The organism is Rhodococcus sp. NyZ502 (assembly GCF_041464245.1).
Lineage (GTDB): Bacteria > Actinomycetota > Actinomycetes > Mycobacteriales > Mycobacteriaceae > Rhodococcus_F > Rhodococcus_F qingshengii.
On record NZ_CP167155.1, the window covers coordinates 3,469,740 to 3,488,466 of the forward strand.

The following is an 18,727-nucleotide window of genomic DNA, read 5'->3' on the forward strand; positions in this document are numbered from 1 at the left end:
TAAAAGTGTGAATGCGTCTCGTCACCTCGGTAATGTCCCACTCCGAGAAGACACATCCCCCGAGGGGAGCAGGCGCATGGACATCACCACCATTACCGACGTGATACGCCGACCACCGGATCGCCCAGGGGACGTGTGGCGTCCCGGCGACGCCTGGCTCGCGGGAGGAACGTGGCTGTTCTCAGCAGAACAACCCGACACGCGTCGACTGGTCGACCTCACCGCGCTCGGTTGGACACCACTGGAGGTCGGCCCGACTCATTTCGGTGTCGGAGCTACGTGCACCGTTGCCGAACTGTATGCGTTTGTCCCGCCGGACAATTGGCGTGCGAGTCCACTTATTCGCGTCAGCTGCGAGTACTTCCTCTCGTCTTTCAAGGTGTGGAATTCGGCCACCGTAGGCGGCAACATCTGTATGTCGCTTCCGGCCGGACCGATGATCACCCTGGCAGTTGCACTCGAGGCTTCGTTCACACTATGGGCTACCGACGGAACAGTGAGGACCGTCGACGCGTGCGACTTCGTGACCGGTGACCACCAGAATGTCCTGGAGCCGGGCGAAGTCCTTCGGAGCATCGAGTTCCCGGTGCACGCACTCACCAAACGGCACGCCCACCGCCGCTTCAGTCTCACGCACCTCGGCCGTTCGACGATCTTCATGATCGCGACGCAGACTCCTGGCGCCGACGACTTTCACCTCACCATCACCGCCGGCACCACCCATCCGATCCGGCTGACGTTCGACACCATGCCGGACGAGCACTCTCTGCGACGAGCCGTCGACTCCATTTCGGCCGACATTTGGTTCGACGATCCCAACGGAACCCCAGACCACCGCCTCCACCTCGCCCGCCACTACGCCGACGAGCTCCGAAACGAACTCACGGGGAGCCAGTCATGAGCTACACGGTGAACGACCGGCAGTTCCACGAGGAGCCGTTCCCGGGACAGTGTCTCCGGACGTTTCTTCGGCACCTCGGACACCACGGGGTGAAGAAGGGGTGCGACGGCGGGGACTGCGGGGCGTGCACAGTGTGGCTCGACGGAACACCGATACACAGCTGCATCACGCCCGCCTTTCGCGCCGACGGTCGCGCGGTAACCACGATCGAGGGACTCGGCACGCCCGAAGATCTCCATCCGATTCAGCAGCAGTTCCGGGATGCACCCGGCTTTCAGTGTGGGTTCTGCACCGCCGGGATGATCATGACCTCGGCGGCGCTCACCGACGCGCAGAAAGAAGACTTGCCGCGAGCGCTCAAGGGAAACCTGTGCCGCTGCACCGGTTACCGATCCATCGAAGACGCGGTCAACGGTGTCGGTGCTATCGAAGTTGCCCTCCCGGGACAGGCCGTCGGAACCAGCGTCGGGGCGCCGGCGGCCACCGACGTGGTGACCGGCCGAGCCGAATACACTATGGACACCGCGATCGACGGCATGCTGCACCTGAAAGTGCTGCACTCGCCTCACGCACATGCCCGCATCACCTCCATCGACACCACCGAGGCGCTCGCCGTCCCCGGTGTCCATCGCGTCTACACCTGGAAAGACGTGCCGCGCAAGCTCTTCACCACGGCAATACATACCGACCACCTTGTCGATCCGGACGACACCTACATTCTCGACAACGTCGTGCGGTTCGTGGGTCAGCGTGTAGTGGCCGTCCTCGCCGACTCCGTCGTCGCTGCGGAAGAAGGCCGTCGGAAGGTGAAGGTCGATTACGAGATCCTGCCTTCCGTGTTCGATCCGGAAGAGGCCATGGCCGACGGCGCTCCAGCCCTGCACGGATCCGACGATCCCTTTGTTCGGGATCCCGAGCACAACATCCTGCTCGAACTTCACGGTCATGTGGGCGACGTCGAGGCCGGGTTCGCCGAGGCCGACGTCATCCACGAAGGCACCTACTTCTCGCCGCGGGTTCAGCATGCGCACCTCGAGACGCACGGTTCGATCTCCTGGATGGAAGACGGACGCCTTCACGTTCGCACAAGTTCGCAGTCCCCCTCCATCGCCAAGGTCAAACTCGCCCATCTCTTCGACCTCCGCCCGGATCAGCTACGCGTGTTCTGCAAACGCGTGGGCGGCGGGTTCGGAGGAAAACAGGAAGTGATCAGCGAGGATCTGGTGGCGCTCGCCACCCTCGACACCGGTCGTCCCGTCTGCCTCGAATTCACCCGAGAAGAAGAGTTCACCACCGCGTCGCCGCGTCATCCGATGAAGCTCACGATCAAGCTCGGTGCCAAGTCTGACGGAACCCTCACGGCATTTCAGTACCGAAACATCTCGAACACCGGTGCGTACGGAAACCACGGTGGAGAGACACTCTTTGCCGGCGGCGCGGCGGTCTCGCTCTACCGCTGCGCCAACAAGAAGTTCGATGCGTATTCCGTGTACACCAACAATGTTCCGAGCGGCGCTCTACGTGGGTACGGCATGACTCAGCCCGCTTTCGCCGTGGAATCGGCCATGACCGAATTGGCCATCGCGCTGGACATGGATCCGCTCGAACTGCGTCGACGCAATATCGTCCGACCGGGCGATTCGCTCGTCGCACTCGAAGACGGCCCAGACGACGTGATCTTCACCGAAGACGGACTGGGGCAATGCATAGATCTGATCGACGCCGCGTTGAAGCGCCAACCGGTTCCCTCGCTCGGAGCGGATTGGCTGATCGGCACCGGCACTGCCAGTTCGCTACACGAGACCGCGCCACCCACCGAGCACATTTCCGAGGCTTGGCTCACCCTCGGCGAAGACTGTGTATACGAACTTGCCATCGGCACAGTCGAATTCGGTGAGGGTACTTCTACCGCCCACGTGCAGATCGCCGCGAATCAGCTGGGCACAACACCGTCACGTGTACGAATCATTCAGTCGGACACCGACCGAACCGGTTTCGACACAGGCGCTTTCGCCAGCGCCGGCCTGTTTGTCGCTGGGAACGCGGTACTTCGCGCGTCGAATGCGCTCCGCGATCGCCTACTTGCCTTCGCCGCGCACCACACCGGCGTGTCGATTGACCAGTGCTCGATGGACGACGACAAGATCGTCTGCGGTAGTACTCGATTAACACTGCAAGAGATACTCGAGGCCGCACGCCCGCGCGGGATCCGATTCACCGAGGCGCGGAAGGCATACGGATCTCCGCGCAGCGTGGTGTCCAACACTCATGGCTTCCGGATTGCCGTCCATCGCATCACAGGCGAGATCCGCATTCTCTACAGCGTCCAAGCCACCGACGCTGGGGTTATCATCAATCCAGCGCAGGTGCGGGGACAGATCGAAGGTGGCGTCGCCCAGGGCATCGGCTTCGCACTCACCGAGAACTTCCACGTAGACGCAAACGGCGCGATGATGAACCCGAATCTACGTAACTACCGGATCCCGACATATGCAGATATCCCACGCACGGAGGTGATCCTCGTCGAGTCATCAGACTCCGTCGGCCCACTCCGCTCCAAGGGCATGGCGGAGTGCTGCATCAATCCGGTTGCCCCTGCATTGGCGAACGCACTGCAGGATGCAACCGGGTCACGATTCCGGTCACTACCGCTCACCCCGGAACGCATCTACTCAGGCTTGAACCGATGACCGCGAACACGTCGGCAGACAGCGTGGCGACGGTCATCATCGGCCAGCGGGTGCGTGCCGGACTGGAGAAAGAATTCGAGGTCTGGCAGAAAGATCTCAACCGAGCCGCCGCAGATTACGCGGGCTTCCTCGGGGCAGAAATCGCGGCTCCGACGCCCACCCAACCCGATTGGGTGATCGTGTACCGCTTCGACTCCATCGCTCATGTTCAAGCGTGGATCAACAGCGCGACGAGGCAGAACTACCTCGACAGCGGGCGTCAGTACTTCGACGGCCCGGCCACGCAGCAGGTAGTGAGCGGTGGGATCAGGCCTCCGGACCCACTGCTGACCGTCGTAGTGACGCACCGAGTCGGTGACGACAGCATCGACGAGTTCCTTGCCTGGCAGGATCGCCTTCGGGAGGTGGAGAGTGCTTTCGACGGATTCCGCGGCACCGAACTGTTTCGCCCAGTCGACGGTGTGCAGGATGAATGGACCCTGCTGTATCGCTTCGACAATGCTGCCCACCTCGATACGTGGCTGACTTCCCCTGAGCGACAACAACTCCTCGCCGAGGGCCGCAAGTTTCACGACTTCGAACTGCGAACCGTGGACAATTCGTTCGGCAGTTGGTTTGCCTTCGACGAGAACGGAAACGAGGCCCCTCCACCTTCGGAGACAAAAACCTCGATCGCGGTCTGGGTCGGTCTCTACCCGACTGTCGTCTTGCTTACTTTGGCGCTGTCACCGCTGAAGCTGCCACTCTGGCTCGGATTGTTGATCGGCAATCTGCTGTCGAGCTTCATCATGAGTTTCTTCACGATGCCGTACTACGTGAATCGACTCCTGCGCCGTTGGCTGCGTCCGCCTCCGGGGATTCCTGTCGCAAAAACCAACGCACAAGGGGTGGCAATCGTCGCCGCTGTGACCTTGTTCTGGGTTATCGTCTTCTACCTCGTGACTACTCAGTTCTGGTCGCTGCCCTGAACTCTCCGGAACACGAAAAGCCAGCGCATGCAACGGGGCATGATTCTTCCCCGGTGCATACGCTGGCATTTTCAGTTATGTCCGTTCACGCGGCCGTTGGTGGGCTGTTCCCGCCGATCGGCTGCTGGAACGGATCGATCGACATCGGTGGATAGAACACCGATTTCCGATCCGGACCGATCTCCACCCGCCACTCCGTGTGATGCAGCGTCCGATGATGATGACCACACAACAAGACCAGATTATCGAGATCCGTTGGGCCACCATCACCCCAGTGAACAATATGATGAGCATCGCACCACCCCGACGGAGTCCCGCACCCCGGAAACGCACACCCACCATCACGAACCGCAAGAGCCCGCCGCTGCGGAACCGTCGCCGTTCGCGCTTCCTTACCGCAGTCGAGCGGAACACCACTCTCGTCCAACAAGATCCGGGTGACCGTGCAGTCGCACGCCAACATCCGGGCCGTGTCGATACTGATCGGACCCACCCAATCCGTCCACGCGAAACCCAGTTCTTCAGTCGACGGCAAGAGGTCTTTCAGCGCCTTGAGGTCTGTCATGTCTTTCGCCGACGCAGTCACAGTGATGTGCGGTTTCACCCCGCCCTCGACCGGACCCAACCCCGCCCACTCGTACCGGCGCAACAATTCGCAGAACCCGTCCGCCCGTCGTAGCGCCGGAGTGCGGGTGTCCTTGACGCCGTCCTTCTCCGGTGTCGGCGCAGACAGGCTCGACAGCAACGTGATCAGACGGGCCCCGTTCACAGCATCCAGATCACCCTTCACGGTCACACGCCCGTACAGGCCCTTCGACGCGTAGAACTCGTTACGCTCCGAATCCTCACCCACCGGAACGCCGTCCTCACGCTTGCCGTACTGCTTCTCGATCCGCCGAATCGCCGCCCGCACCGCATCACAATCGGCAATGTTCTTCGACGCCAACCCCAACAGAATCCCGCGAGCCTTGTCCACATCCGCCAGGGTCATGTTCTTCGGCGGATGCTGACAAAACGACGCCACCTGCCGCGCTTTCAACGCATCCACGTCACCACGGTGAAACGCATCGCCCACAACAGGCTCGAGCATCAACAACCGCGCCAACCCGACCAACAGACTGCACTCACCGATCTCCAAATTCGTCGAACCATGCAACCACTGCGCGATCGCCCGAAAACCTCTCCCGCCGAGAACCTCCCGGGAAAACATCTCCACGATCAACAACACCATCCGCGACTGCAACTCGTGCCGGACACGCACCAGATCCAGAACCTCACCCTTGAGGCCCTCACCATCCAGCTGCCACGCTCCCCGACTGTCCATACCGAAAGTTTAATCGAACACACTTTCGATAACCAGAGACAAAACGGACAACTTCGAGAACAGGAAGGCTCGAGACACGTTGACATGAAACTACTTTCAGCAACTCTCAAAACCGGATCATCGGCCGCCGAGCGGCAGAACTCCCCCGCCGACGGGATAGGGCGGCAGCGTTCCCACAAGCGTCGGTGTCAATGTGGTCGCAGACGGATCGGCACGACCGAGAGTGAATTTCCGAACTTCGGCACCCGTTCCGTTGCTGCCGCTGACGAGGAGATCCGCGCCGGTAGTCGTGCTCGTCGTGGCCACTCCCACACCCGACTCTGGAGCGGTGAACGGGTCGAAAGCTGCAACCTCCCGAAATGCCACGTCCGTCGAATGGTGATCTGGACTCTCGAGGTACATCTCGGGTGCACCGTCGAGCCTGGATCCACTCGAGAAGACGCGGATTGATCCTTCTCCTCCGAGCATGCCTGCCACTATCGACTTTGCGCCGCCCTCGGCGCCGGCCACCCAACCCGTCGACAGAGACACCCCGTCGCGGTAGCCCTGATCGAATGCCAAGAACTGCGACGTCATTACAGGACCAGCCGTATGACCTGCGTGTTCATCGGAGCCGCCCTGCGCAGCCGCCGTCGGTTCGTACAGGTCGTAGCGGAACGTCTTGATCAACGGCTCCTCGCCCGCACCCGGTGCGGTCACGATGCTCGCTCGACCGGAGTGACTGTCAACCATTCCGGTTGCGAACGTGACTCCGCTACTCGATCCCGGGTACGGCGAGAACGAACCGAATTCTGCGGGTGCGGACCTCTTGTCCGCCGGAAGGTCGGTGGAGTAAATCTTGACCTGCGACTCCATCCCTGGGCCCGAGGCAACGATGATGTTGTCCGCCAGTGCGTTTCCGTCGATATCGACGCCGCCGATGTTCACTCCGCCACGAAAACCCACATCGAAGGGGGCAAATCTTGCCAACTCGTCGGTGAACGGCACGCCGCCGACTGCGTTGTACGCCACCACTTCCGGAGCCGAGCCTGCACCTGTTCCAGCGACCAGATCAAGCACCATGTCTCCGTTCACGTCCGCCATCGCAACACTCGGGGTGCCTTCGAACGACGGGAAGGGCGTCACAGCAGTGATCAGTTTGTCGCCGTTGGCATCGAATATCTGCACCTTGGCGGGCACGCCGGCCGAACCAGGTATCGCGACGGCATATGTCGATACCTCGGGAATCACGTTGACAGTCGCCATCAAACCGTTGTCCTCGTGATTGAGTCGGTGGCAGTGAATCACAAAGGTTCCGGTGTACTCGGTGAACTTCGTCCGCAACGTCACCGATGCTGGTTCCAGCGCATTCTCGTTCTCGTCCGTCACCGGCGCCGGCACGTTCACGTTGTCGATTCCCCAGGGCTGAACGCCCGTCGTGGTACCTGCGACGGGATCCACAACTTCCGTTACCTGGAAGTCGTTGACGTGAATATGCATCGGGTGTTCGTCGTTGTTGAGGTTCGTGATCTTCCATTCCTCAACGGAATTCAGTCGCGGTTGAATCAGCGGAATGTTGGGGAACGTGTTGTCGGCGAATTCGTAGGTGAAGGCCTTCGGATCACTGTTGCTGGCCTTCTCGTTTCCGAACCCACCGGACACTGTGAGGTTGCGGGTCACGTCGGGCGTCATCGCTGCGGTATCCACGAACGAGGTGTAGGTATCGAGCTTCTGTCCGAACTCGAAGGGAGTCGTCTTTCCTTCGCCCTCGTCTGGCGTCGCACGGATCAACTGCTGAGTCGGGAACGTGAAGAATCCGTCCGCGTAACTGATCACCGACGGGTCGACGGTGACGGTTCCGAGTTCGGCGGGCGGATTGTCGGTACCGTTGTTGGTGTAGAGAATGCCTGGATTGCTCACCGGCTTTGCACCTTCGAGCGGTGGCATCTCCAGCACCAGATCGCCGGACTCCGGCATCGTCACTGCGATCGCGTATCGCGAGGCCGGCGGAATCACCAGCCTGGTTCCGTCCCCGTCCACGGGTGGCCTGACCTCGTCGAACGGGTTTCCGTCCTGCCCTACGATGGCGAACTTCGGATGGGCGCCGGTTGCGGTTTCCGTCAACGTGACCGGCATGTAGGCAAAGTCGCTGATGTTGGCAAGCACCCAGATCTCGGTCTGCCCCGGCTTCAGTTTCAGCGACGGCTGGAACTGACCGTTCACGGTGTACTGCACATCGCGTTGGTTGTCCGGCAGTGAGGGATCGGCCGGTACAGTCGTCGATTCACCCACGAAGCTCTGCAGATTGCCTGGAACGAATTGATTCTGTCCACGATGATTGGCCGGGGACAACGGTCCGGTATACCAGTTGGTGAAATACTGCGCGCCCTCGGTGGTGTCCGAGAAATTCACCGGAGCAAGGCTCGGACGGTACGTCCCGTCGGCTAGTTCCGTACCGGCGGGTGGCGTCAACGTACTGACGAATTGGGGCCAGTTCGCGTCGTTGAGCTGTCGGCCCTTTCCTTTGCGGTCGAATACGAAGTTGTACTGCAGTGCCATATCGCGAATCGGAACGTCGTTTGCCGTCACGACAGGCAGATTGCCGTCCGGCCGGCCGATTTCCAGTAGCCCGGCCAGGCCCATGTACGTCTGCTGGGCGGTGAGGGTGTGCCGGTGACTGTGATACCAGTACAGACCGTTCGGCATCGTCCCCGGAATCGCGTAGTCGTACACGTTTCCCTGGCCGGCTGGAATGTTGAGCAACACGTTGTCCGCATTGCCGTCCGGACTCACGTGCACTCCGTGCGTGTGCAGATTCAGCGGAGCCGACGTCAGCGCCGGCGGATAGATCGGCACGCCCCCGCCCGCAGGTGTGAATGCCGGATCGTAGAAGTCCTGGATCGTGAGATCCTGCAAATCGTTGTCGTAATGAATGATCAATCGCTCTCCGGGATTGACGCGGAGAGTCGGCGCCGGATAGACGTCACTCGCCGAGGTCGATCCGTCCGACGCCGTACCGCGGATGACCTCGTACCCGAAGAGCAGAAAATTCGACACGGGCGCCGAAGCGGTATCGAGCGGAATCACTCCCTGATGAGCGGACAAGCGCACCTCGAGAACACCATCTCGGCTACTCAGTTTCACCGGCTCCCGATAGTCGACGGCGGTTCCGCCAGAGCCGTAATTGCCGCCCACCTCGGGCGCCGATTCACCGGAGGTACACGCGGCCAACGCCATCGTCATGGACACCACAACTGCTGCGGCTAACGACTTTCGTCGCAGTGCGATCACTGGTTTCCCCGTTCCATGGTGGCGTGAGGTACGTCCGATCAGCGCTCACCAGCCTATCGAGAAAACATCGGCTGAACAGGATATTCACGACAAATCGCCCACCTAAGGCCTGCGTGAGTGCTGCACCTTGCAAGCAGTCTCAGCAAACCGATCAGAAATCGAGAAGCACAACCACGGGACCCGCAATTACGTTGAAACACATGAACACACCACAGAAGTCCACTTCCGACCACACGTCGCCAATCCACACATCAGCAGGGAGCGCCCAGATGACCACCGCGAAATCCGTGATACTCGACGTTCCCGACCTCGCGGCAGCCGAAGCCTTCTACAACGCTCTCGGCGTCGGAGATCGAATCCAGCTACGCGAATCGAACGAACCGACAACAGGGTTTCGTGGGTACACCCTTTCGCTCGTCGTCTCCCAACCGAACATCGTCGACGCCTTCGTCGGCGCAGCACTCGCAGCCGGTGCCACCGCCTTGAAGCCTGTCAAGAAATCCCTCTGGGGATACGGCGGAGTCGTCCAGGCTCCAGACGGTTCGATCTGGAAGATCGCCACGTCGTCGAAGAAGAACGACGGGCCGGCCACCCGCACGATCGACAGCCTCGTGCTGCTGCTCGGCGCCGAAGACGTCAAGGCCAGCAAGCAGTTCTACCTCGACCGCGGACTCGAGGTGTCCAAGAGCTTCGGTCGCAAGTACGTCGAATTCACCAGTGCAGCAAACAATGTGACACTCGCACTGTATGGTCGCCGCGCTTTGGCAAAGGATGCCGGGGTTGCTCCGGAAGGCACCGGATCACACCGTCTGACCGTTGCCGGCGCGTCTGAAACCTTCACAGACCCAGACGGTTTCGCCTGGGAAGCCGCCTGCGCTTGACATCAAGCACAGATCACCGGGAAGGCGGCCGGTATCAGACTTCGGAGTTGGCCGCGTCATGCGCCGGGTACGCATGCACCAAGGCAGTAGCGAGTTTGGGCACCGCGTGAGTGAGCGAATGCTCGGCGCTGTGTGCAATCGCATGAGCTTCGGCAAGTGTTGCCCGGGGATCGATGTCGAGTTCTGCATCGGCATGCAGTCGGTGTCCGATCCACCGCATCTTCAGATCACGAACACCGAGGACTCCAGGTTCGTGCATCAATGCATGCTCTGCGTCGTCCACCAACTCAGGTTCGACGCCGTCCATCAACCTCCGGAAGACGTCTCGCGCTGCAGTCCTGAGCACCGCCACGATGGCAACGGTGATGACAAGGCCGATGATCGGATCTGCCAACGGGAAACCCAGCGCAACTCCCCCCACCCCCAGAAGGACTGCGAGCGAAGTGAATCCGTCGGTCCGAGCATGCAATCCATCGGCCACCAGGGCCGCTGAACCGATTTGCCTGCCGACCCTGATCCGATACAACGCCACCAATTCGTTTCCGATGAAACCGATCAAACCTGCCGCCGCTACCCAACCGAGGTGCTCGATCTCGACCGGGTTGATCAATCGCCTCACCGCCTCGACACCGGCGATCACTGCCGACAGTGCGATCATGGCGAGCACGAACAGTCCGGCCAAATCCTCCGCACGCCCGAAACCATAGGTATAGCGCCTGGTCGCAGCGCGCCGACCGAGCGCGAAGGCAATCCAGAGTGGGACTGCCGTGAGCGCGTCGGAGAAGTTGTGAATGGTGTCCGCCAGCAGCGCCACCGAACCCGAGATCGCCACGATCGCAACCTGAGCAACTGCGGTGACTCCGAGCGCGACAAGACTGATCTTGACCGCCCGGATGCCGATTGCGCTCGATTCCAATGCGTCGTCGACACTGTCGGCAGCGTCGTGACTGTGCGGCGAGAACACTTCGCGGACTGCCGATCGAAATCCCTTCGGCCCGTGGACATGGCGGTGGCCGTGGCCGTGGGACGTCTTGGGTTCGTGCGTCATGACGCACCTTCTTCTTGATCGGTCCGATCGACGTTCGCCGAGCGCTCCGGGTGTATCTCCCGAAGCTCACCTTCACTACGGTGATGCCCCGGCAATCCGGGTCCGGCATGCTCCGCATTGAAGACCGCGTCCGTAACCAGTTGGCGCACATGGTCGTTCTCCAGGCGATAGAACACCGTCGTACCATCGCGGCGGGTTCGTACCAACCTTGCCATGCGCAATTTCGCCAGGTGCTGCGACACCGAGGGCGCCGGCTTGCCGACGCGTTCCGCCAGTTCGTTCACCGAGCACTCGCGGTCGACCAATGCCCACAAGACCTGCACACGGGTTGCGTCGGCCAGCATGCGGAACACCTCGACGACGAGGTCGACTTGATCATCGGGAAGCTTGCGGCGACAAACACCACTATCTGCGTTCATACGTAGATAGTAGATCATGCTGGACGCCGAAGATGACCTCTCGTCGATTCACCAGTTGTGCAAAGCTTGGCGGCAGAGCCCTTCGCCACTCGCAGACCGGGAGACAACGATGAGTACCGACGATTGGAACGCAGGAATCATTGCGGAATTTCGGGAGAACGAGGGCAAGGTAGGTGGCCCCTTCGAAGGTGCGCCCATGGTGTTGGTCCACCACACAGGACGCAAATCCGGACGCAATTTCGTGAGTCCCATGATGTATCTGGCAGACGAGCAGGATCCGAAGACCATCTACGTTTTTGCATCCAAGGCCGGTGCCCCGACCAATCCCGACTGGTACTACAACCTCGTTGCCACCGACCAGGCAGAGGTCGAGATCGGCACCGAAACATACCCGGTCTCCGTCAGCGAAGTAACCGGCGAGAAGCGTGACCGCATCTACGACGAGCAGGCCAGTCGATACCCGGGATTTGCCGAATACGCGGAGAAGACCGCTGAGATCCGCACAATCCCGGTGGTAGCCCTGACTCGCGCGTAAATCCTGGTAGCACCTCCCAGTCGTTTCCATTCGGAAACGGCTGGGATCGTTTGTACGGAATCAGGTCGCTGAAGAGGCTTTGACCTCACCCTTCGCATGCCGTCCGAGCAGCACGTATCCGACCCAGGATCCGACAACCACTGTCGCCGCGAGCGCCTGTACAAGGCCTTCGATACTCGCCGGATAGAACACGCCGGTGATGTAGTGCGAGATGAATCCGGTGGACGGCAACTCCGCGATCCCGGCCATCCGGCGGGCCCAGTTCTCGAGATTGGTCAGCGGGCAGTCATATCCGACCGCTATCGAACCGGCTCCCCAGACGACTGCAAGTAGGTGGAAACCGATGGTACGACGCCACTTCCACGCCACGAACCCACCCAGCACCACATAGAGGACAAACCCGAAGTGAACGAACACCGTTACTACTTCGATGAGCCGATACACCATCGTCGTCTCCGCTCGTGGCGCGGAAGTCCCGCAACAACCAGACTAATCCGATGTTAGTCCTCGTAGAGGTGATCTACCCGGTGTATGCAGCGGTCGTGCGAGCAGCGGCGGCTGCAGCCGCATCCGGGTCGTCGCCCGATGCGATCGCAGCTTCGGCCCACAGTTCACTGCTTCCCGCGATGAATGCCTTGGCCTCGTCGCTCGCCGACCACTCGGGTGTCTCGAGTGGCGTCGCGATCCCCAGTTCCACGTGTCGAGCCAGCCCGAGCAGTCCCATGTCCCACCCGACACCGACGGCACCTGGACCGTACTCGGCCCACCGATCCGGCTCCACGTCCGCGGCATGTTCGAAATCGAACAGAATTGCACGACGGCGCTCCTTGGTTCGGGAAAACTTCAGCTCAGTCGCTGCTGTAGATGTACCGCTACCTCTTCTCCAGCGGCGCTCTTGCCGATCGCCTTGCACAGCGCCACGCGCAGCGGAAGCCAGTGCGGTCCGTCGCCGGAGGGCATCAGCGTCGCCTCGAAGGGATGCTCACCATCGAGGGTTCCGAGCACCTTCACAGCGCGTCTGGTTCCCAGAATTTCCGCCGAGCCGGGCACGGTCAAGAACGTTGCGAACGCACCGTCTTTCTCGATGGGAGCGGTGAACGAGTAATCGAGCGGTTGTGGAGTCTTGTCAGTGGCCATCTCGCGTCACTGCTCAGCAGCGAGCAGGACGTCGGTGTCGAAACACGTGTGAGTGCCGGTGTGGCACGCGGCGCCCTCCTGATCGACGATCAGCAAGACGGAATCGCCGTCACAGTCGAGTCGCACCTCGTGCACGTACTGGGTGTGCCCGGAGGTCTCTCCCTTGACCCAGTACTGCTGCCGCGAGCGCGAATAGTACGTCCCCTTACGGGTTTCCAGTGTTCGCGCGAGCGCTTCGTCGTCCATCCACGCGACCATCAGCACATCACCGGTCGACTTCTCCTGCGCAACCGCGCTGAACAGTCCGGCGTCGTTTCGCTTCAGCTTCGCCGCGATTGCGGGATCAAGACTCATATGACGTTTATACCTTCCACCTGTGACTTCCGTGGAATTCCCCTGCACGGCCGCCCTAGAATGGAAGTTCCTTCGCTTCTCGCTCTGGAAGAAGATCCGACATGAACCATCAACGTCATGACGGTCCGCACCCGGAGTACATCTGCCATCTCGCGAACCCGAGTACCGATCGCGTCCGAACCCGCCACGTCGTTCTCGGCATCGGCCCAGGTGCTACCAGCAAGAATGTACTCAGCTACGCACTGACGCTTGCCGCCAAGGAGGATTCAGCCCTCCACGTCGTTCACTGCATCACGTCCGAGGACCTACCTGTCGAAACCGACTCACCAGAATTCGAAACGCGTCTGCACGACGAGATGGTGTCGCAACGCGAGCAGACAACCTCGGCACTTGCCTCGCACGCCGACACCTGGACGTACGACTGCACCTATGGAGACCCGGCCGGTGTCATTCTCGCAACCGCGGACAAATACGACGCATTTACCATCGTGATCGGATCTCCGCGAAAAGGCGCTGCCTCCGCGGTGAGCCGACTGATGCACATCTCGGTCACTTCCCGACTGAACCGGCAGAACCGTTATCCCGTGATATCGGTTCCGACCGGAGTCAGCTCGGCAAGATAGCCGAACACGGGACAAGCCCGCCTAGATGATCGAATAGTCCTCGAGCGGAAAGCGTTTCGCTTCGACGAACGCATTCCGTGTAGACGTGGGCCGCAGAATCGCAGCCTCGCCGTGCTGATTGAAGTAATAGCTTCGTGCAGTCTGGCAACTACCGCCGTAGAAGACGGAGTCCGCCAGGTTCTCGGTCATCCGGTCGAGAAACTCGGCGTTGGCAGTTTCGGTGACCTCGAATGTTTCCGCGCCGCGCCGTTTCACCTCGCCGAACAGTCGATCCATGTGCTGCATCTGGGATTCGATCGTCGTGAAGTAGGACAACCCGCTGTACGAGTACGGACTGGCGAGCGTGAGAAAATTGGGGAAATACGGAACCGCGACCCCTTCGTAGGCCTGGAAACGGTTGTCGCGCCACCACTTACCGAGGTTTCGTCCCTCTCGACCGATAACCTCGATGGCTGGAAAATTCACATCCCAGAGGTTGAATCCCGTTGCCAGCACCAAGGTGTCGATCTCGGTCTTGCGACCGTCGGCGGTGACGATTCCGTCGGCAGCGATGTGGTCGATCGGCGTCGTTTCGAGATGCACGTTGTCCTTGGTGAACGTACGGAAGTAGCTGTTGGAAAATGTGGGACGCTTGCACCCGAAGTCGTAGTCCGGTGTGAGTTGTTTGCGAAGGCTGGCGTCACTGACCTGGGACCGCAGAAACGCACGTGATGCGGCCGCCGCACCCTTGTTCAACAGTTTGACCTGCTTGTAGTGCAGGACCGCGCTGACCATGATCATTTCTAGGATCGACGAACTGACAGCGCGCGCGATTCGCTGGGTGAGCGGAATACGCGAGAACAGCTTCTGCACTGCATTCGGAATGGGGACGTCGATCTTGGGAACCACCCAGATCGGGGTGCGTTGGTAGACGGTCAACTCTGCGGCCTGACGCGCCACCTCGGGGATCAACTGCACAGCGGTGGCGCCGGTTCCGATGATTGCGGTCTTGGTGCCGGACAGATCGTAGGAATCGTCCCAGGCCGTGGTGTGGATGATCTTGCCGGCGAAGTCGTCGATACCGGAGATGTCGGGCCGATGCGGTTGCGAGAGGAAACCCGTCGCAGTCAGGAGGTACTTGGCAGTGATGTCCGGCGCGCCTTCGACGGATACGACCCAGTGCGAGGAATCCTCGTCCCAGCGGGCTCCGTTGACCACGGCACCGAACGTCATGTGCTTCCGCAGATCGTACTTGTCCGCGACGTGATCGGCGTACTTCTTCAGTTCCGCGCCCGGTGCGAAAAGCCTGGACCAGTTCGGATTGGGCTCGAACGAATACGAGTAGGTGACCGACGCGATGTCGACAGCCAGACCGGGATAGCGGTTGACGTGCCAGGTTCCACCCAGATCGTCCTCGCGCTCGAGGATCGCCAGGTTGTTCAGGCCCAGCCGCTTGAGTTGAATGGCCGCACCCATTCCGCCGAAGCCCGCCCCCACTACTACTGCGTCGTACTGCACTGCCATCGGAGAATCCCTCTCGTGAACTGCACATCAGAAAAACTGCACATCAGAAACTGACACGTCATTCCGTTATTGAGAACGGTATCATTCCTGATGTGACGAAGGCCATGACCAGAGCGGAACGAAAAAAGGCGGAATTGCGCCGCGAGATCATCGACGCATCATTCGAGTGCTTCGCCCAGCGCGGCTATCACGCAACCGGAATTGCCGACATCGCAACAACTCTCGGAATCGGCCATGGGACCTTCTACCGGTACTTCGCGAACAAGCGCGACATCATCGATCACGTCATCGACGACCTCGTCGCAAAGATCATCAGCGCACTGGCCACCGAGAATGCTCCCGACGCCGCCAGCACACTGGACGAGTACCGCGCCCAAGTGGGACGGATCGCCGAGGCGCTCCCCCGCATCTTCTTCGACGACCCCCGCATCCCGCGGGTTCTGCTGTTCGAGACGACGGGCGTCGACGCCGATCTGACGGGCCGGATGCTCGATCTACTCGACCAGTCGGCTTCGTTGACCGCGGCGTACCTGCACCACGGAGTCGAATGCGGCTATCTACGCGCCGACCTCGATGTCGACAACACTGCCCACGCCGTCAACGGCATGATGCTGGCAAGTGCGATTCAAGGATTGCGAGCCGGTTCGTCCGTCGACTGCACGGCGTTGAACCAAGCCATCAGCCGCCTCATGTTCGACGGAATCCGCGCCGAGAACGCCTAGCGAACGACGATTCCCTCGGCACGCATCGCATCCTTGACCTCCGGGATGCTCAGATCGCCGAAGTGGAAGACACTTGCTGCGAGAACTGCGTCTGCGCCCGCTTCGACTGCAGGGGCAAAGTGCTCGACCAGGCCGGCACCGCCACTGGCGATCACCGGTACGTGGACTGCCGCCCGGACAGCGCGGATCATCAGAAGGTCGAAGCCCGCTTTGGTGCCGTCGGCATCCATCGAGTTGAGCAGGATCTCCCCCACTCCCAACTCTGCACCACGCTCGGCCCACTCGACAGCGTCGATCCCGGTGCCGCGCTTGCCCCCGTGCGTGGTGACCTCCCACCCCGACGGTGTGTCCGGCTGCCCCTGGGGAACGGTGCGGGCATCGACCGAGAGGACGATGCACTGCGAGCCGAAACGCTCACTCAGTTCCTTCAGCAGTTCCGGGCGCGCAATCGCCGCGGTGTTCACGCTGACCTTGTCGGCACCGGCACGCAGCAGACGATCGACATCCGCGACCGTGCGCACTCCACCGCCGACGGTCAGAGGAATGAAAACCTGCTCGGCAGTGCGACTTACGACGTCGAGCATCGTGCCGCGATCCGACGTGGAGGCGGTCACGTCCAGGAAGGTCAGTTCGTCGGCGCCCTGAGCGTCGTACGCTGCCGCGAGTTCCACCGGATCTCCGGCGTCGCGAAGATTCTCGAAATTGACACCCTTGACCACTCGCCCGGCGTCGACGTCGAGGCACGGAATCACACGAACTGCGAGGGTCATGACTGTGGTCCTCCTGAGGACGAAGCGCGCGGATCACCGAGCGCGTTGAGGATATCGAGAATCTCACCGTGGATGCCCGGAGCGGCAGCGAGCACCGACTCCGATTCTACGGTCCACGGGCGGCCGGCCAGGTCGGTGACCACCCCGCCCGCACCGCGAACGAGCGCGACCCCGGCCGCGTTGTCCCACGCGTTGCGGCCGTAGACGATCGCACCGCCCAGGATGCCGGCCGCGGTGAAGGCCAGATCGACTCCGGTTGAACCGTGTATCCGGATCCGCGAGGACACCTTGCTGATCTCGGCGAGGAGATCGAGACGGAAACTGCCGGGGATCCGCCCTCGACTGTTGACGTTGAGCGCACCCAAGCCGACGATCGACGACGCCAGATCGGTTGGCTCCAGCGGCGGTACGGCGATTCCATTGACCAACAACGGACCGCCGGCGCGAGTCGCGTACGTGTGACCGATCAATGGAAGCCAGGTCAATCCGAGCACCGGGACACCGTCGTCGAGAAGCGCCAACAACGTTCCGGCAGTGGGCAATCCGGCCGAGTAGTTGAAAGTACCGTCAACGGGGTCGAGAACCCAGACGAGCCCGGAACCGACGTCGGGACCACCGAATTCCTCGCCGTGCACCTCGATGCCGGTCTGCTCGAACAACTCCGCGGTCAACCGCTTCTCGAGCGCAAGATCGACCTCGGTGGCAAAATCACCCCAGCCCTTGCGGACCGCACTCGGGGCGCCGACACCGGAGACGAACTGATCGTGGACGCCGTCGAGAAGCCGACCCGCAATCGCGAGAAGTTCGTCGAGGTCACGCGTCGGAGTCATCTGGAAAATCTATCCGGAAACTGCTGCCAGTGCTTCGGGGAGAGTGAAGCGACCGGCATACAATGCCTTGCCCACGATCGCGCCCTCGACACCCTGATCAACCAGGCTGGAAATGGCGAGTAGATCCTCGATGGTCGACACACCACCGGAGGCGACGACGTGCGCGTCGGTGACCGCGCAGACCTGGCTGAGAAGTTCGAGATTGGGACCGGTCAGGGTGCCGTCCTTGGAGACGTCGGTGACGACGTAACGAGTGCAGCCGTCACGGTCCAGACGCGCGAGGGTCTCCCACAGATCGCCGCCGTCGGTGACCCAGCCGCGACCACGGGTGCGGTACCGACCGTCGACGAGACGAACATCGAGGCCGACAGCGATCTTGTCGCCGTACTTGGCCAATGCACGCGCACACCACTCGGGATCCTCGATAGCGGCAGTACCGAGATTCACGCGAGCACAGCCGGTGGCCAGTGCGGCTTCCAGGGAAGCGTCGTCGCGGATTCCACCGGACAGTTCCACCTTGACCGTCAGGTCGCCGATGACGCCGGCCAACAGTCCACTGTTGGACCCACGCCCGAAAGCAGCGTCGAGGTCGACAAGATGCACCCATTCGGCACCGTCGTTCTGCCACGCAAGAGCAGCGTCGCGGGGCGACCCGTAACCGGTCTCACTTCCCGCCTCTCCTTGCACGAGGCGAACAGCTTCACCGTTGACGACATCTACAGCAGGCAAAAGGACCAGGCTCACGTGCGGTA

19 protein-coding genes are annotated in these 18,727 nt (G+C 61.3%); 7 read left to right on the top strand and 12 right to left on the bottom strand.

Going from position 1 to position 18,727, the window contains the following annotated elements:
* Nucleotides 1–76 precede the first annotated feature (76 nt).
* Genes ACBG85_RS15950 through ACBG85_RS15960 form a run of 3 tightly spaced genes read left to right on the top strand, consistent with a single transcriptional unit; the run spans nt 77 to nt 4,559 of the window.
* Nucleotides 77–901, top strand: a complete 825-nt coding sequence (locus ACBG85_RS15950; RefSeq protein ID WP_007733027.1) for an FAD binding domain-containing protein — start codon at nt 77–79, stop codon at nt 899–901.
* Entirely contained in the window at nt 898–3,591 is a 2,694-nt protein-coding gene (locus tag ACBG85_RS15955) for a molybdopterin-dependent oxidoreductase (RefSeq protein ID WP_372023983.1), read from the top strand. The genes ACBG85_RS15950 and ACBG85_RS15955 overlap by 4 nt, the downstream gene beginning before the upstream one ends.
* Entirely contained in the window at nt 3,588–4,559 is a 972-nt protein-coding gene (locus ACBG85_RS15960) for an antibiotic biosynthesis monooxygenase (protein WP_064689198.1), read from the top strand. Before ACBG85_RS15955 ends, ACBG85_RS15960 begins: the two co-directional genes overlap by 4 nt.
* A gap of 85 nt (nt 4,560–4,644) precedes the next feature.
* On the opposite strand, the gene ACBG85_RS15965 is transcribed toward ACBG85_RS15960, so the two are convergent.
* Together ACBG85_RS15965 and ACBG85_RS15970 are read right to left on the bottom strand one after the other, a co-directional pair.
* The gene (locus tag ACBG85_RS15965) at nt 4,645–5,883 is read right to left on the bottom strand and encodes a DUF222 domain-containing protein (RefSeq protein ID WP_372023985.1); all 1,239 of its coding nucleotides are present in this window, start codon (nt 5,881–5,883) and stop codon (nt 4,645–4,647) included.
* Between the two features lie 117 nt (nt 5,884–6,000).
* Entirely contained in the window at nt 6,001–9,153 is a 3,153-nt protein-coding gene (locus ACBG85_RS15970) for a multicopper oxidase family protein (protein ID WP_058039494.1), read from the bottom strand.
* A 269-nt stretch (nt 9,154–9,422) separates the two neighbouring features.
* Here ACBG85_RS15970 and ACBG85_RS15975 point away from each other — a divergent pair, with 269 nt between their 5' ends.
* Complete coding sequence (locus tag ACBG85_RS15975; protein WP_021333651.1) at nt 9,423–10,034, top strand: glyoxalase; 612 nt, start codon at nt 9,423–9,425, stop codon at nt 10,032–10,034.
* A 34-nt stretch (nt 10,035–10,068) separates the two neighbouring features.
* Here ACBG85_RS15975 and ACBG85_RS15980 read toward each other — a convergent pair whose 3' ends face one another.
* Both ACBG85_RS15980 and ACBG85_RS15985 read right to left on the bottom strand, forming a co-directional pair.
* Nucleotides 10,069–11,082, bottom strand: a complete 1,014-nt coding sequence (locus ACBG85_RS15980; protein ID WP_058226988.1) for a cation diffusion facilitator family transporter — start codon at nt 11,080–11,082, stop codon at nt 10,069–10,071.
* On the bottom strand, nt 11,079–11,501 hold the full coding sequence (locus ACBG85_RS15985) for a metalloregulator ArsR/SmtB family transcription factor (RefSeq protein ID WP_003942406.1): 423 nt from the start codon (nt 11,499–11,501) through the stop codon (nt 11,079–11,081). Before ACBG85_RS15985 ends, ACBG85_RS15980 begins: the two co-directional genes overlap by 4 nt.
* A gap of 109 nt (nt 11,502–11,610) precedes the next feature.
* On the opposite strand from ACBG85_RS15985, the gene ACBG85_RS15990 reads away from it, so the two are divergent.
* Complete coding sequence (locus ACBG85_RS15990) at nt 11,611–12,036, top strand: nitroreductase/quinone reductase family protein (protein WP_058227033.1); 426 nt, start codon at nt 11,611–11,613, stop codon at nt 12,034–12,036.
* A gap of 60 nt (nt 12,037–12,096) precedes the next feature.
* On the opposite strand, the gene ACBG85_RS15995 is transcribed toward ACBG85_RS15990, so the two are convergent.
* The 4 genes from ACBG85_RS15995 to hisI all read right to left on the bottom strand — a co-directional run bounded on the left by ACBG85_RS15995 (nt 12,097) and on the right by hisI (nt 13,527).
* Nucleotides 12,097–12,483, bottom strand: coding sequence for a DUF2784 domain-containing protein (locus ACBG85_RS15995; RefSeq protein ID WP_003942402.1), 387 nt, complete (start codon nt 12,481–12,483; stop codon nt 12,097–12,099).
* Nucleotides 12,484–12,556: 73 nt separating this feature from the next.
* On the bottom strand, nt 12,557–12,817 hold the full coding sequence (locus tag ACBG85_RS16000; RefSeq protein ID WP_223304508.1) for a hypothetical protein: 261 nt from the start codon (nt 12,815–12,817) through the stop codon (nt 12,557–12,559).
* A gap of 62 nt (nt 12,818–12,879) precedes the next feature.
* On the bottom strand, nt 12,880–13,173 hold the full coding sequence (locus tag ACBG85_RS16005; protein WP_065352537.1) for a DUF1905 domain-containing protein: 294 nt from the start codon (nt 13,171–13,173) through the stop codon (nt 12,880–12,882).
* A 6-nt stretch (nt 13,174–13,179) separates the two neighbouring features.
* A complete protein-coding gene (hisI, locus tag ACBG85_RS16010) occupies nt 13,180–13,527 on the bottom strand; it encodes a phosphoribosyl-AMP cyclohydrolase (protein WP_003942390.1) in 348 nt (115 codons plus the stop codon).
* 101 nt (nt 13,528–13,628) lie between these two features.
* Here hisI and ACBG85_RS16015 point away from each other — a divergent pair, with 101 nt between their 5' ends.
* Complete coding sequence (locus ACBG85_RS16015) at nt 13,629–14,150, top strand: universal stress protein (protein WP_050655349.1); 522 nt, start codon at nt 13,629–13,631, stop codon at nt 14,148–14,150.
* Nucleotides 14,151–14,171: 21 nt separating this feature from the next.
* Here ACBG85_RS16015 and ACBG85_RS16020 read toward each other — a convergent pair whose 3' ends face one another.
* Nucleotides 14,172–15,653: an NAD(P)/FAD-dependent oxidoreductase gene (locus ACBG85_RS16020; RefSeq protein WP_030537063.1), complete on the bottom strand. Its 1,482-nt coding sequence runs from the start codon at nt 15,651–15,653 to the stop codon at nt 14,172–14,174.
* Nucleotides 15,654–15,757: 104 nt separating this feature from the next.
* On the opposite strand from ACBG85_RS16020, the gene ACBG85_RS16025 reads away from it, so the two are divergent.
* Nucleotides 15,758–16,375 carry a TetR/AcrR family transcriptional regulator gene (locus ACBG85_RS16025; protein ID WP_372027863.1) on the top strand — a complete coding sequence of 206 codons (618 nt, stop codon included), beginning with the start codon at nt 15,758–15,760 and terminating at the stop codon, nt 16,373–16,375.
* On the opposite strand, the gene hisF is transcribed toward ACBG85_RS16025, so the two are convergent.
* Genes hisF through priA form a run of 3 tightly spaced genes read right to left on the bottom strand, consistent with a single transcriptional unit; the run spans nt 16,372 to nt 18,719 of the window.
* Entirely contained in the window at nt 16,372–17,145 is a 774-nt protein-coding gene (gene hisF, locus ACBG85_RS16030) for an imidazole glycerol phosphate synthase subunit HisF (RefSeq protein ID WP_003942380.1), read from the bottom strand. The two genes, ACBG85_RS16025 and hisF, sit on opposite strands and share 4 nt — an antisense overlap.
* On the bottom strand, nt 17,142–17,975 hold the full coding sequence (locus tag ACBG85_RS16035) for an inositol monophosphatase family protein (RefSeq protein WP_003942414.1): 834 nt from the start codon (nt 17,973–17,975) through the stop codon (nt 17,142–17,144). Before ACBG85_RS16035 ends, hisF begins: the two co-directional genes overlap by 4 nt.
* Before the next feature lie 9 nt (nt 17,976–17,984).
* Nucleotides 17,985–18,719: a bifunctional 1-(5-phosphoribosyl)-5-((5-phosphoribosylamino)methylideneamino)imidazole-4-carboxamide isomerase/phosphoribosylanthranilate isomerase PriA gene (gene priA / locus ACBG85_RS16040; RefSeq protein WP_372023990.1), complete on the bottom strand. Its 735-nt coding sequence runs from the start codon at nt 18,717–18,719 to the stop codon at nt 17,985–17,987.
* Nucleotides 18,720–18,727 lie beyond the last annotated feature (8 nt).